At 62.2% G+C, this 13,985-nt stretch carries 13 protein-coding genes; 6 read left to right on the forward strand and 7 right to left on the reverse strand.

What is annotated here, in order from left to right; translation table 11 throughout:
* Window position 1: 1 nt before the first annotated feature.
* The 5 genes from QSJ80_RS04010 to can all read right to left on the reverse strand — a co-directional run bounded on the left by QSJ80_RS04010 (window position 2) and on the right by can (window position 4,896).
* Entirely contained in the window at window positions 2–757 is a 756-nt protein-coding gene (locus tag QSJ80_RS04010; protein WP_285763002.1) for a glycerophosphodiester phosphodiesterase, read from the reverse strand.
* 107 nt (window positions 758–864) lie between these two features.
* Window positions 865–1,734, reverse strand: coding sequence for an SDR family NAD(P)-dependent oxidoreductase (locus tag QSJ80_RS04015; protein WP_285763003.1), 870 nt, complete (start codon window positions 1,732–1,734; stop codon window positions 865–867).
* Between the two features lie 79 nt (window positions 1,735–1,813).
* Window positions 1,814–2,365: a flavin reductase family protein gene (locus QSJ80_RS04020; protein ID WP_285763004.1), complete on the reverse strand. Its 552-nt coding sequence runs from the start codon at window positions 2,363–2,365 to the stop codon at window positions 1,814–1,816.
* A 118-nt stretch (window positions 2,366–2,483) separates the two neighbouring features.
* Window positions 2,484–4,088: an FAD-dependent oxidoreductase gene (locus QSJ80_RS04025; RefSeq protein WP_285763006.1), complete on the reverse strand. Its 1,605-nt coding sequence runs from the start codon at window positions 4,086–4,088 to the stop codon at window positions 2,484–2,486.
* Window positions 4,089–4,242: 154 nt separating this feature from the next.
* A complete protein-coding gene (can, locus tag QSJ80_RS04030) occupies window positions 4,243–4,896 on the reverse strand; it encodes a carbonate dehydratase (protein WP_285763007.1) in 654 nt (217 codons plus the stop codon).
* Between the two features lie 207 nt (window positions 4,897–5,103).
* Here can and QSJ80_RS04035 point away from each other — a divergent pair, with 207 nt between their 5' ends.
* The gene (locus QSJ80_RS04035) at window positions 5,104–5,247 is read left to right on the forward strand and encodes a hypothetical protein (RefSeq protein WP_285763009.1); all 144 of its coding nucleotides are present in this window, start codon (window positions 5,104–5,106) and stop codon (window positions 5,245–5,247) included.
* 33 nt (window positions 5,248–5,280) lie between these two features.
* Window positions 5,281–5,784, forward strand: a complete 504-nt coding sequence (locus tag QSJ80_RS04040) for a GNAT family N-acetyltransferase (protein WP_285763011.1) — start codon at window positions 5,281–5,283, stop codon at window positions 5,782–5,784.
* Between the two features lie 20 nt (window positions 5,785–5,804).
* Here QSJ80_RS04040 and QSJ80_RS04045 read toward each other — a convergent pair whose 3' ends face one another.
* Window positions 5,805–6,287 carry a nuclear transport factor 2 family protein gene (locus QSJ80_RS04045; protein WP_285763012.1) on the reverse strand — a complete coding sequence of 161 codons (483 nt, stop codon included), beginning with the start codon at window positions 6,285–6,287 and terminating at the stop codon, window positions 5,805–5,807.
* A 111-nt stretch (window positions 6,288–6,398) separates the two neighbouring features.
* Between QSJ80_RS04045 and QSJ80_RS04050 the strand changes: the two genes are divergently transcribed.
* The 4 genes from QSJ80_RS04050 (at window position 6,399) to hrpB (ending at window position 12,331) form a co-directional block, all read left to right on the forward strand.
* Window positions 6,399–7,103: a hypothetical protein gene (locus tag QSJ80_RS04050; protein ID WP_285763013.1), complete on the forward strand. Its 705-nt coding sequence runs from the start codon at window positions 6,399–6,401 to the stop codon at window positions 7,101–7,103.
* Window positions 7,104–7,245: 142 nt separating this feature from the next.
* Entirely contained in the window at window positions 7,246–7,683 is a 438-nt protein-coding gene (locus tag QSJ80_RS04055; protein ID WP_285763015.1) for a GNAT family N-acetyltransferase, read from the forward strand.
* Between the two features lie 150 nt (window positions 7,684–7,833).
* Window positions 7,834–9,771 (forward strand): aminotransferase class I/II-fold pyridoxal phosphate-dependent enzyme, encoded by a 1,938-nt coding sequence (locus QSJ80_RS04060; protein ID WP_285763016.1) that lies wholly within the window; start codon window positions 7,834–7,836, stop codon window positions 9,769–9,771.
* Between the two features lie 64 nt (window positions 9,772–9,835).
* Complete coding sequence (hrpB, locus tag QSJ80_RS04065) at window positions 9,836–12,331, forward strand: ATP-dependent helicase HrpB (RefSeq protein ID WP_285763017.1); 2,496 nt, start codon at window positions 9,836–9,838, stop codon at window positions 12,329–12,331.
* A 20-nt stretch (window positions 12,332–12,351) separates the two neighbouring features.
* On the opposite strand, the gene QSJ80_RS04070 is transcribed toward hrpB, so the two are convergent.
* Window positions 12,352–13,953: an AbgT family transporter gene (locus QSJ80_RS04070; RefSeq protein ID WP_285763019.1), complete on the reverse strand. Its 1,602-nt coding sequence runs from the start codon at window positions 13,951–13,953 to the stop codon at window positions 12,352–12,354.
* Between the last annotated feature and the right edge of the window lie 32 nt (window positions 13,954–13,985).

Genomic DNA, 13,985 nt, shown 5'->3' on the forward strand with positions numbered 1-13,985 from the left:
CTCAGGCTAGTGGCGCCGAGGAGGGCCGCGGCGCTTCGCAGTGCGTCGCGGGCACGTTGGCATTGAAGCGGTTGAGCTTCTCCGGGTAGTCGGTGAAGACGCCGTCCACCTGCATCTGGCTCATCAACATGAAGTCGTCCCAGTGATTGACGGTATAGACAAAGTTCTTCATACCACGCCGGCGCGCATCCTGCACGAACTCGTCGGTAACGAAGCTCAGCTCGGAGTGCATGGAAAAGGCGCCCAGCCCTTCACCGCACTGGGCCAGGTCCAGCGGAATTCCCGCCACCAGTACACCGCGACGCACTGCTGGCAGGCGCTGCATGCAGTCGAACAGTTGGCGCTGGTCAAAGGAGGAGATCAGGTACTGGTCCGGGGTGCTGTTGGTTGCGCGGCAGAAATCATCGAGCAGTTCGCACAGGAGTGCGGAAGAGCGCTGGCCCTTGATCTCGATGTTGAGCTCGCACTGGTCGCCCACCAGCTCCAGCACTTCGCGCAGGTTCGGGGTAAAGCTGCCGCAGGAGAGCTGCTGCTGGCGCAACTCGGCCGGACTCTGGTCGGTGATCAGGCCCTCGCCGGGTAGCAGGCGGCCGAGGCGCCGGTCGTGTGTGACCAGAAGCTCGCCGCCGACATTCCAGATGTCGATTTCGATGCCATCCACACCGACCTTGAGCGCCTGCTCAATGGCGGACAGCGAGTTTTCGCTATACCCCTGTCGACCGCCCCTGTGGGCATAACACAGCAGTTTCTGCGACATGCATCGTGGCTCCAAAACGCGGGAGTGCTTTACCAGATAAGTCTGGTCCCGTTTTGTTGCAAATTTAAGAAATTTCGTTGCGCGCCCGGCCTAATGGTGACCGGAAGTCAGCTTTCGGTCTCCATCTGCGCCAGGCGCTGCGTCTCGCCGCTCTTGCGATTGTCCTCAAACGCCTTGCCCATGCCGAGCAGGCGCAGGACTCCCTCGTAAGAGGCCGGAAACAGGCGGCCGATCCGGCTGATCAGGTGCGCATCCGCGCCGACCAGGATCTGTACCCGGTTCCTGCGCACTCCGTCGAGAATGATCCTGGCGGCGCGATCGGGGGTGGTGCGGGCCAGCTTTTTGAAGCGGCGCACGCTCTGCTCGCGATCCTCGTCCGGGTGCATGCGCGCGTTGCGCACGATGTTGGTATCGATGCCGCCCGGGTGTACGCAGGAGACCCCCACGCCGCTGCCGGCCAGTTCGATGCGCAGGCACTCGGTAAAGCCGCGCACGGCAAATTTTGCCGAGTTATAGGCCGCCTGGGTGGGTACGCCGATCATGCCGAACAGGCTGGAAACATTGATGATGTGGCCAAAGCCCTGCGCCTGCAGGTGCGGCAGGAACGCCTGGGTGCCGTAGACAACGCCCCAGTAGTTGATCCCCATCAGCCAGCGCATGTCATCGGTATTCATTTCACTCGCCGGCTGATTCAGGGCCACGCCGGCGTTGTTGAAAATCATCTGCACCGAACCATGGGCTTCGATGGCGTCGCGGGCATATTGGTGTACAGCCTGCTCGTCGCTGACATCCAGCTGGTGCAGGGAAATTTTTACGCCACTGCCTGCGAGGTCGGCGCATACCTGCTCCAGCCCGGCCATGTCGGTATCGGCCAGTGCCAGGTGGCAGCCGGCCTCGGCGAGGTTTTCAGCCAGTGCCCGGCCAATGCCGGAGGCCGCGCCGGTAATCGCAGCGACCTGATTGCGGAAGGATTTCATGGACGCGCCCTCTCTAGAGTAGTTCTGGAGGGATTGTGCCTGAGATGGCGCGGGTTTGTCTTGGCCGGATTGTGGCAGATCAGCGGGCCACAGCGCCGTAGTTGCCGCCGTGGAATACCAGCGGTTCGCCACCGCTGTTGCTGAGCGCCAGTACGCGGCCCACGAGGATGGTGTGGTCGCCACCGGGGTAGCGGTGCTCGGCGCGGCACTGGAACAGCGCAGCGCTGTCGTCCAGCAGTGGCAGGCCGGCGAGGCCCGGGCGCCAGTCGCACTGGCCGAACTTGTCCGCGCCGCGGCTGGCAAACAGATCGGACAGGTGTTGCTGCTCACGCTTCAGCACGTGGATCGCAAAATGCTCGCAGCGGCTGAATACCGGGTAACTCAGGGCATCGTGGGAGATACTCCAGAGCACCAGGGCAGGGTCGAGGGAAACCGCATTGAAGCTGCTGGCCGTCATACCCACCGGTTGTCCCTGCGGGTCAAGCGCGGTGACCACGGTCACGCCAGTGGGAAACTGGCCCAGCGCGCTGCGCAGCGCGCGCGGGTCTATCGCCGGGGCGGTTTCGGTGGCATTGGGGGAATTGGGAGAAACAGGCCCCTCAACGGGCTTGATTACGGTCTCAACGGTCATGGGCATCGGTCTCGGTACTGCGCTTCCTGCCAATCGTGTAAAGCCGCGCCGCCAACTGGCGGAATGCGGGATAAAGGCGGCGTAGCCTACACGAATTGGCGGAAAAATGCCCGGACTGTCAGTCGAACAGGGCCGGGGCTTCCCGGGTCAATGCCTCCCGGGCGGCGACAGCGGCACCCGTGAGGGCGAAGCCCAGCAGTTTGCCGGAGGTGTCACGAAACTCTGCGTGCACGCCATCATCGCCTGCCTGTACCTGCCACTGGCCGCTGGCGCCACGCGGTGGTGGCAACACCACGGTCGGGCGCAGGGTGGTCTTGATGGCCACCGGCATGGCGTCGTAATGCACCTCTACCGGATGGCCGCACAGGGTACGAGCCAGCGCGCGTGCACAGGCCACCAGAGGCGCGACGTAATAGAGTACGTGCCCGTCGACCTCGGCGCAGTCGCCGAGGGCGAAGATGTCGGGGTCGCTGGTGCGCAGGTGGCGGTCCACGCTGATGCCGCGATTGACGCGAAGGCCGGCGCTCGCGGCCAGCTCTGTGCGCGGGCGCACACCCACGGCGGACAGGACGATGTCCGCCTCGATCACCGCGCCGGTATCCAGGTGGGCACGCACACCACTGTCGGCATGCTCGATGCGCTCGACCACGGTGCCGAGGTGGAACTCCACCCCGGCGGCGCCCAGGGTTTGCTGCAGGTCCTGGCCAGCCTCGGGGGGCAGCAGGCTGGCAACGGGTGTTGATTGCGGGTCCACGACCTGAACGGCGTGTCCGCTCTGGATCAGGTCGTTGGCAAATTCACTGCCGATCAGGCCGGCGCCGATCACCAGCACCCGTGCGGCAGGCTTGAGTGCCGCGCGGAACAGGCTGTAGTCGGTGAGGTCGTTGACATGGAATACCCGCGCCGGCGCCTGCACGTCCATGGGCGGCTTGATGCAGTCCGCGCCCCAGGCCAGTACCAGCTTGCCGTACTGGAGTTGTTCGGTGCCGCTTGCAGTCTCCAGGCTGAGCTTGCGCCCGCTGCGGTCGATGGCGGTTACCCGGGTGAAGGTGCGAATTTCCATGTGCAGGTCGCTGGCCATGCGGTCCGCGTTGGCGTTGGCGAGCTGCTCCGGTGTGCGGCCCTGTGCGAGCGCAGTGGACAGCATGGGCTTGGAGTAGAAGCTGCCGTCATCGCCGGTGATCATGGTAATGGGCGTTGCGCTGTCGAGTTTGCGGATATCCCGGGCGAGGTTGTAACCGGCGAGGCCGCTGCCGACGATCACGATGGGTGCGCCGGCGGCGGGTTTGCTGGCGATGACTGCACCGCTGTCCAGCGGTACCATCTGGAAGTCCTGCTTGGCGACACCGCATTCCGGGCAGGTCCAGTCGTCGGGAATGTCTTCCCAGCGCGTGCCGGGTGCTATGCCATCGTCCGGCCAGCCTTCGGCCTCATCGTAGACCCAGCCGCAAACAGTGCATTCCCAGGTGCGGAAAGGTGTCGTTTCTGCCGCTGTGGAGGCTGTCTTTGCTGCAGCGGGCGCTGCGGGTTTGGTGTCCGTGGCGGCAGAGCGGACCTCGATCATCTCGAAGTCTTCCTTGCCGACGCCACACTCGGGGCAGCTCCAGTCGTCGGGGATGTCTTCCCAGCGAGTGCCGGGAGGAATGCCGTCGTCCGGCCAGCCCTTGCTCTCGTCGTAGATCCAGCCGCAGACCAGGCACTCCCAAATGCGATATTCCGACATAACCACTCCGGCAGCGTTTCACGCTGCAATTATCCGTCTAGTTTCGTTAATCGTTTTGATTGCGCGGGGGCATGGGATTGCCCCCGAACCTGACGGCATATTACGTGGCTGGTCACGCCGCGGCCAGTCCCGGCCACGGCTTTCCGGGTATTTTCTACTGGTATTTTTCTGCCACGCCCTTGAGCGCAGTCTCGTAGCAGGGGGCGACCTTGTCCGGGCCGGTGATGGATGGCGCCAGCTGGCGCAGGCGGCCGTCTTCGAGGCCGTAGATCCAGCTGTTGACGCTGAGCGGCTGGCCGCGCTCCCACGCCTCCTCGACAATATTGGTCTGGCACACATTCACGACCTGTTCGAGCACGTTGAGTTCGCACATCAGGTCGACATGTTTTTCCTGCGCGAAATTCGCCAGCAGCGGCTGGTGCTTGTCGCGAATATCACGGATGTGGCGCAGCCAGTTGTCGATCAGGCCGAAGCGCGCGTTTTCATAGGCGGCCTTCACGCCGCCGCAGCCGTAGTGGCCGCAGACAATGATGTGCTTGACCTTGAGGACCTCGACTGCATACTGCAGTACCGACAGGCAGTTCAGGTCCGTGTGTACCACCAGGTTGGCAACGTTGCGGTGCACGAACAGCTCACCGGGCAACAGTCCGACAATATCATTGGCCGGTACGCGGCTGTCGGCGCAGCCGATCCAGAGGTACTCCGGAGATTGCTGCTTGGACAGTTTGCGGAAGAAATCCGGTTTTTCGCGGATAGTGGATTCAGACCATTCGCGATTGTTGTCAAACAGATCATTGAGAAGGGGCACGAGTCTCTCCCTTGATTCCTGGGCGCTGGTTTCTGGCCGCTGATTTCTGAGTTGGCGCAGGATAGCCGGTTTCCGGAAAGCGGTAAATTACCGCAAAGAGGTAATACCGCGGTCTGCAGGCCCGGCACCGGCTTGCGAATTTGCCGGCATTGGGCAATACAAAGTTCCGCAAAAAGCGTAGCGGGGAATTGGGGAGCATGAGGGAATATGAGTAGGTTTCGTTCGACGCGATCGCGCGCGAAGGCCGTGCAGCGCACCAAGTCAGCCAGCCGCCTGCGGCGTGAAAAACTGCAGTGGGCCAGGCGCCAGCGCTTGCGCGTGCTGAAATACCGGCGCCAGTTTTCCGCCTGATTCCGGGCGGGTGTAGTACACAGGGGTGGAAAGATGACAGAACAAAAATCAGCACTGCTGCAGGTAAACCTTGCCGATTACGCGGATCCAGCTGATGCCCGGCTGGTGGTGGAGCTGTTGGATGCCTACGCGCGCGACCCGATGGGTGGTGGTGAGCCATTGCCCGAGAGCACCCGCGAGGAGCTGGTGCCGGGGCTGCAGTCCATGCCCGGTGCTTTCAGCCTGATTGGCTATGTCGATGGCGAGCCGGCCGGGCTGGTCAACTGTTTTATGGGCTTTTCGACATTTGTTGCGCGGCCACTGGTGAACATCCACGATGTGGTTGTATTGCCACAGTTTCGCGGGCGTGGACTGTCGGCGGCGATGCTGCACAAAGTTGACGAAGTGGCGCGCTCAAGAAATTGCTGCAAGGTGACGCTGGAGGTGGTGCAGGGCAACCTACCGGCGAAGGCTGCCTACCGCAGTGTGGGGTTCAAGCCCTACAATCTGGATGAGGAGTACGGACAGGCTGAGTTCTGGCACAAGTACCTGTCCTGAAAAATATTTCGCCAGAAAAATTATTCTGGCTTGTGCTCGCGGATCATCCTGACCACATCCTTGGCAATGGCGTTCGGGACCGGGAAGTGCAGGTTGTACTGGGTGATTTTCCACTCCCCGCCTTCCTTCACCAGTACACCACTGCCGCGACAAAGCCCGTATTTTTCGTTGTTCAGCAGCTCGTCGAACCACGCAACTTTTCCATCCGGAGAGAAGCTGATGTGGCGCTCCTGCGGGACATACTCCCAGCCGCGGCCTTTTGAAAAGTACGGCTCCGCGAAGGCCTGGAATGCCGGCTTGCTCCAGCGCTCGGTGGCGTCGGTACCAATGAATACACTCTCCTCCGCCATCAGGCTGAAATAGGTTTTTCCATCCGCCTGTGCCGCTGCGCGGTGATAGCTGTCCAGCACTGTGCTGACTGCCTTATCTTCCGTGGCCAGGGTGCCTGTCGATCCGCACATGAGCAGGCAGAAAAAGGCATAGATAAAATATTTGTTGAGCATTTCAGTGATCCGTCCTGATTGGTGTCGCCGGCGCGAAATTGCGTGTGGGGCCGGTCAGTTCTGCAATACTTAAGCGGTAAACGATAAAGGAACGGCAACCGGCAGGGAAGAATGGCTTTTCAGGTAGCACAGAGACTCGCGCAGGGGCAGTACCATTACTGGTGTGATGGGCGCACCATGGCGGTGCAGGAATTCTGGCAGCTCGGAAATGACGATGATGGACAGCGCGTGATTTCCGGTCAGCGTATGCTGGCAGGCGAGCCCCAGGGGCTGCGTGTGGATGCGCGTTGTGGCCCTGAAGGCGTGCGTGAGTGCGAGTTTGCCTGGCGCGATGCCCTCGGCGAAGTGGGCGCACACTATTACCAGCAGGACGATGGCATCGTCGCGAAATGGCACGGTCCCAACGGGGCGCAGGAGCGCTTCCTGTCCGGCGGCAACCTGTTCCTGTTTCCGCTGCTGCGCATCTTTATGGGGCCGCTGGTGCGCCTGCTGGCGGGCCGCGATACCGGCGCAGACCTGGTGATTCCCTGCATTGTCGATCCGTCGGCGCGGGGCAAGTTGCTGGAGCCGGAAATCAGTCATCGCCGTCCCGGTCGGCCGATGCCGGATAATCACCGGATTCCGGACTTCGATGTGGCCTGGCCGGTATCCGCCTATCTCTATTGCGGCGATTCTGCCGATGCCGAAACCTGCTGCTATATCGCCGGCGACGACCTGTTGCTTGGCTATGACTTTACCAGTACGACGGGTCGCCGTTGGAATGTGCGACTCGAAAACCTGGAGTGGTCCACCGCGCAGCCATCGTTGTTCGCCTGACCCGCGCTGCGTCATAATGCGCCTTTGAGCCGTCCCTTTACCGGTCGGCTCCACCCTGTCACTTCACTCAACGGGCGCTTGCATGGTTTCACGGGAAAGGGATGTTCGACCGAGGTGCGCGCGCGAGTGCCACTGGCAGCTGGTGACTTTTCCCGAGCTGTCCAACCAGCAGCTGTATCGTATCCTTGCCGCGCGCTCGGCGGTGTTTGTGGTGGAGCAGCTGTGCGCCTACCAGGATATCGATGGCAAGGACGAAAATGCCATGCACCTGATTGGCTGGGGGCCGGACGGTGAGGTTCTGGCCTACGCGCGCCTCCTGGCGCCAGGCGCCAGCTATGAGGGAGCCAGTTTTGGCCGTGTCCTGACCAGTGACGTGGCGCGCGGCTGCGGCCTCGGGCGGGCGTTGATCGAGCGCGCTATCGCGGCCTGCCGGGAATACTATCCCACCAGCGCCATTGAGATCGGCGCGCAATGTTATCTCGAGCGCTTTTACCGGGAATTCGGCTTTGTTGCCTGCTCCGAGCCCTACGATGAGGATGGTATCCCGCACCTGGACATGCGCCTGCCCGCCAAGGCCTGACGCTGTTTCTGTGCATTAACTCCTGTGCTTTTCTGCTGGCGGCGGCCTGCGACGAATTGTTACTATTGGCGTTTTAATAGCAGATCCTCACCCGTAAACCGCAGGTCCCTCAGAAGGCCCCGGGGGTGAGCCGCCGGGACCAGAATCAGCATGCCTGTCGATGTAGACCAGAACGAAATCAACCCCCTTCCGCCCGTTTCCTGCGTAGTGGCTTTGGCCAGTGATGACAGTGTACTGGCCAATAACTGGGTGCACTCCCTCAATGTCACTGCCGCGCGTCACGAAAACCCGCTGGATATCCGCTTTGTCGCGGTGGACAGCAGTAATGCCGAAGCGCTGTTGCGCGACGAGGAACAGCTGCAGGCAATCCTTGTGGATGCCGGCAGCGGTGAAGCCGGGCGCAAGAATGCCGGTGTACTGGTGGAGCTGGCCCACAGTATCCGCACCCAGATCAATGTTTTCCTGATCGCCAGTGAGCGCCGCAGCCTGGCGGGGCTGGAGAAGCATTTCGACGAGCTGTTTGACCGCGGTGAGTGCAACTTCAACCGGATCTTCCGGCTGGTGCAGGCGTTTATCCTGAAGCGCGCCTCCACCCCGTTCGCCGATACGCTGCGCGATTACGTGTTCAAGGCGAAGGACGCGTGGCACACACCCGGCCACAGTGGTGGCGACAGCCTGCGCAAGAGCCCGTGGGTCGGTGATTTCTACCGCTTTATGGGCGAGCATGTGTTCAATACGGACCTTTCCGTGTCGGTACAGGTGCTGGACAGCCTGCTGGAACCGCACAGCATTATCCAGGAAGCGCAGGACCTGGCGGCACAGGCATTTGGTGCCAGGCAGACCTTCTTCCTCACCAATGGCACCTCTACCGCCAACAAGGTGGTGATCCAGCAGGTGCTGGGTGGCGGTGGCAAGATCATCGTCGACCAGGCCTGTCACAAGTCGGTCCACCATGCGGTCATCATGAATCGCGCGGAGCCGGTGTACCTGAAGTCCACGCTGCACCCGACGTTTGGCATCTACGGCCCGGTTGCCCAGAAGGATATCTTCGCGGCGCTGGATGAACACGCCGATGCGCGCCTGATGGTGCTGACATCCTGTACCTATGACGGCCTGCGCTACGACTTGAAGCCGATCATCGAATACGCCCACGAGCGTGGGGTGAAAGTACTGGTGGATGAGGCCTGGTTCGCGCACGGTTACTTCCACCCGGCGCTGCGCCCGACGGCGCTGGAATGCGGTGCGGACTATGTGACCCAGAGCACCCACAAGATGCTGTCAGCATTTTCTCAGGCAAGCATGCTGCATGTTGGTGATCCGGATTTCGATGAGCACCGCTTCCGTGAAAACCTCAATATGCATATGTCCACCAGCCCGCAGTACTCCATGATTGCGAGCCTGGATGTGGCCCGCAAGCAGATGGCCATGGAAGGTTACGGCTGTCTCAGCCGCAGCCTGGAGATGGTGGAAACCCTGTGCCGGGAGGTGGATGAGACCGGTATCTTCCGTGTATTGCGCCGCGAAGACCTGGTGCCGGAGGCATTGGCGAACGACAATATTGGCCTGGACCCGACCAAGGTGACGATCGATATCTCGCGCTCGGGTTACTCCGGCAACGAGCTGCAGATCAAGCTGTTCGACCAGTTTGGTATCCAGGTGGAGAAGGCCACCGCCAATACGGTTTCCGTGCTGGTAACCCTTGGCAGTACCGAAAGCAAGCTGCTGCGCCTGATTCACGCCCTGCAGCAACTGGCGGACGGCGCGCGCCACAATACGCACCTGACCAGCCCGCGGCCGCTGCCGGAATTCTCGCGTTTCACCTGCCTGCCGGCGGATGCCTATTTCGCCGAGAGCGAGGAGATTTCCCTGGCGAACAATGAGAATGCCCTCGAGCACCTGAAGGGCCGCACCAGTGCGGACGAGATCGTGCCTTACCCGCCGGGTATCCCGGTACTGGTTCCGGGCCAGGAGATCACGGAGGAGATAGTGAAATTCCTGCAGAAACTGCTGCAGGGGCAGACCTCCACGGAGATTCACGGCCTGATCTTCCGTTCGGACGAGCCCTACCTGAGGGTGGTCAAGGAATAAAACGGAATAAACGAGAAAGCCGGCTAACGCCGGCTTTTTTGTTTATATAATTCGCGTCATGTTTATGGCAGACAAGAAATTACCCATTGCCGCGGTGCTGCCCGCTATTTGCGAAGCGCTCGAGCAGGGCGATGAGCTGGTGCTGGAAGCGCCGCCCGGTGCCGGCAAGACCACAACGGTTCCGCTGGCGCTGCTCGATGCGCCGTGGCGCGATGGGCGCAAGATCCTGGTGCTGGAGCCGCGCCGTGTGGCCGCGCGGGCGGCGGCGGAGCGCATGGCACAGTTGCTGGGCGAAAGTGTCGGTGAGACGGTGGGCTACAGCATTCGACTCGAGCGCAAGACCAGCCGCGCCACCGTCATCGAGGTGGTGACCGAGGGTATCCTCACCCGCCGCCTGCAGCAGGATCCGGAACTCTCAGATACTGCCTGCGTGATCTTCGACGAATTCCACGAGCGCAATATCCATTCCGACCTCGGCCTTGGCCTGTGCCTGCAGTCGCGCGAGCTGTTTCGCGAAACCCCGCTCAAGCTGCTGGTGATGTCGGCAACCCTGGACGGCGCCTCGGTGGCAAGCCTGCTCGGCGATGCGTCGCTGCTGCGAAGTGAGGGCCGCAGTTTCCCGGTGGAGATGGTTTACGATCGTGCCCTCAAGCCCGATGAGCGGCTCGAGGAACGTTTACCCTGTCTGGTATTGCGGGCACTGGAAGAAAATACCGGCGATGTGCTGGTGTTCCTGCCGGGGCAGCGTGAAATCCGCGCGGTGCAATCGGCTCTGCGCGACAGGGTGGACGCGGGCACCGCGCTACTGCCGCTGCACGGCGGGGTGCCGCCAAAAGAGCAGCAGCAGGCCATTGCGCCGCTGCCTGCCGGCGGGCCTTTTCAGCGCAAGGTGGTACTGGCAACGGACATTGCCGAAACCAGCCTGACCATCGAGGGCGTCAACACGGTGGTGGATTGCGGCCTTGCGCGCAAACCCAAATTCGACCCGCGCACCGGTATGACCCGCCTGGCCACGGAACGCATATCACGGGCCTCGGCAACCCAGCGCGCGGGTCGTGCCGGTCGCCTCGCACCCGGGCGCTGCTATCGTCTCTGGGGCGAAACGCTGCAGGCCCAGCTGGTGCCACACGCGGAACCGGAAATCCTGCAGGCGGACCTGGCGCCGCTGGTCTTGCAGTTGTTGCAGTGGGGTGTTGCTGATCCCGCCGAACTCGAGTGGCTGGATACGCCACCCGCGAGTGCCAGCGCGCAGGCGCTGGCACTGTTGCAGGAGCTGGGGGTGGCCAGTGGGGAGCAGTTGACGCCCCATGGCGAGCAGGTGGCAGCGTTACCCGCGCACCCGCGCCTCGCACATATGCTGGTGATCGGTGCGCAAGCCGGTTTTGCCGGGGAAGCCGCGCAGCTGGCGGCGTTCCTCGGCGAGCGTAATCCCCTCGGCGGTGGTGCCGATATCCACTTTGCGCTCGAAGTCATCGACAACACGCGTCACTGCGAGCGTCAGCACCAGGGCTGGCTGCGGCGGGTCCAGGCCCAGGCAAAGCAGTATGCCGGGATGCTGAAAGACATTCGTAAACTCGAAGCGGCCACGGTAACGCAGGTACAGTCTGTTGGCTTTCTGCTGGCCAGTGCCTACCCGGATCGGATCGCGCGGTTGCGCGAGGGCAGTCGCCATCAGTACCTGCTCGCCAATGGCCGCGCCGCGAAACTGGCGGACCGGGACGCTCTGGCCGGGACCGAATGGCTGGCGGTGGGCGAGATTGGCGGCATCGCCGGGCAGCGTGAGGACCGCATTTTCGCGGCCTCGGCGCTGGACCCGGAGCTGTTTGAAACCGCGCTGGCGGAACTGCTGCACGAGGACGAGATAGTGGCCTGGCAGCAGGGCCGCATGGTGGCCGAAGCAAGGCGCCATATCGGCAGGATCATCCTGTCGAGCAGGCCGCTGCGTAACCTGGACCAGGCCCACAAGACCCGGGCGCTGGTGAATTATATTCGTGAGCAGGGCCTGCAGCTGCTGCCGTGGACAGACAGCCTGCGCCAGTGGCGCGCGCGGGTGGCGCTGGTGCGCGCGACCACAGGCGACACATGCTGGCCGGACCTGAGCGACGCGGCGTTATTGCGTGAGCTGGAATCCTGGCTGGGCCCTTTCCTCGGCGATGTGAAATCACTGGCAGACCTCAAGCGGGTCGATTTGCAGGGGGCACTGCAGGCACTGCTGCCGTGGCCGCTGCCGCAGCAGCTGGGCGAGCTTGCGCCACAGCGCTTGCAGGTGCCATCCGGTTCCAGCATTGCGATCGACTACTGCCAGAGCCCGCCGGTGCTGGAAGTGAAGCTGCAGGAGATGTTTGGATGCCGCCAAACCCCGACGGTAGTGAACGGCAAGGTAAAACTGCTGGTGCACCTGCTGTCACCGGCGCGCCGGCCGCTCCAGATCACCCAGGACCTGGAGGGCTTCTGGAACGGCAGTTATCAGGATGTGAAAAAGGACATGAAGGGGCGCTATCCGAAGCATCCGTGGCCGGACAATCCCTGGGAAGCGCAGGCGACGCGCTTCACCAAGTAGTTTTATGTCCCGGGTCTGCCTTACATCGTGAAGTAAGTTGCCGCCCCCGGTCCTACCGGCATCCCGGCGACAAACACCCACAGGAAGAACAGGGCCGTCCAGCCGATAAAGAAGAAGATGGAGTAGGGGATCATTGTCGCGATCAGCGTACCCATGCCCAGATCCTTTTTGTAGCGGGTGGCGAAGGATACGATCAGGCCGAAGTAGCTCATCATCGGCGTGATGATGTTGGTGACGGAGTCGCCGATGCGGTAGGCCGCCTGAATCACTTCCGGTGCGTAGCCCAGCAGCATCAGCATAGGCACGAAGATCGGCGCAGTAACCGCCCACTGCGCGGAGGCGCTGCCAAGGCTCAGGTTTACCACGCCACACATCATGATAAAGAACAGGAACAGGATCGGGCCGGTCAGGCCGATACTCTGCAGGGCCTCGGCGCCAAGTACGGCAAAGATGGTTCCCAGGTTGGTCATCTTGAAGAAGGCCACAAACTGCGCGGCGAAGAACACCAGCACAATGTACATGCCCATGGTGCCCATGCTTTTGGACATGGCGTTGATCACGTCGCGATCGTTCTTCATGGTGCCGACGGTCTTGCCGTACACGAAGCCCGGCACCGCAAAGAACACCACGATCAGCGCCACAATGCCCTTCAGGAACGGGGAGCCTGCAACAGCGCCGGTTTCCGGGTGGCGCAGCACGCCCCACTCGGGAACGATGGTAAGTGCCAGCAAACCGCACACACCCAGGACCGCGAGCCCGGCGTATTTGAGGCCGCGCTTTTCATCAGCGGTAAGCTCGCCCATCTTGTCCTGGGACAGGTCCACCGAGGCTTCGCTGTTGTCATATTTGCCCAGCTTGGGCTCCACGATGGCAAGGGTCACCCAGCTGCCCAGCGTGGTAATCAGGAAGGTACTGATGATCATGAAATACCAGTTCACTTCCGGGCCAACCACATAGGTGGGGTCGATCATGTGCGCGGCGGATTCGGTGATACCAGACAGCAGAGGGTCGATGGTGCCCAGCAGCAGGTTGGCGCTGTAGCCGCCCGATACCCCGGCAAACGCGGCCGCGAGGCCCGCCAGCGGGTGGCGGCCGAGGGAGTGGAAGATCATTGCCGCCAGCGGAATCAGTACCACGTAGCCGAGCTCCGAGGCGGTGTTGGAGATAATACCGGCGAAAACCACGATCACGGTCACGGTGCGCTTGGAGGCCTTCAGTACCATGCCGCGCACGGCCGCCGACAGCAGGCCGGAGTGCTCCGCAATGCCGACACCGAGCAGGGCAACCAGCACGGTACCCAGCGGTGCGAAGCTGGTAAAGTTGGTGACCAGTGTGGTGACAATTGTCCTCAGACCCTCACCGGACAGCAGGTTGACCACGTTGATAACACCGTCGGCGGCGCGGCCGGCGGCGCCTTCCGGGCGCGGGTCGACGACTGATAGACCGAAGAAGGATGCAATACCACTCAGTACAACCACACCGAGGGCGAACAGGGCAAACAGGGTGATCGGGTGGGGGAGCAGGTTGCCCAGCCATTCGACGGTATCGAGGAACCGGGTGAAAGCGGTTTTTTTGCCGGAGGCGCCTGGCTGGAGTTCTTTCTGGGAGGTGGATGTGGTCATGCGTTCTCCTGTGGCTGACCTGCCGGCTAAAA

The organism is Biformimicrobium ophioploci (assembly GCF_030270605.1).
GTDB classification, from domain to species: Bacteria; Pseudomonadota; Gammaproteobacteria; order Pseudomonadales; family Cellvibrionaceae; genus Biformimicrobium; species Biformimicrobium ophioploci.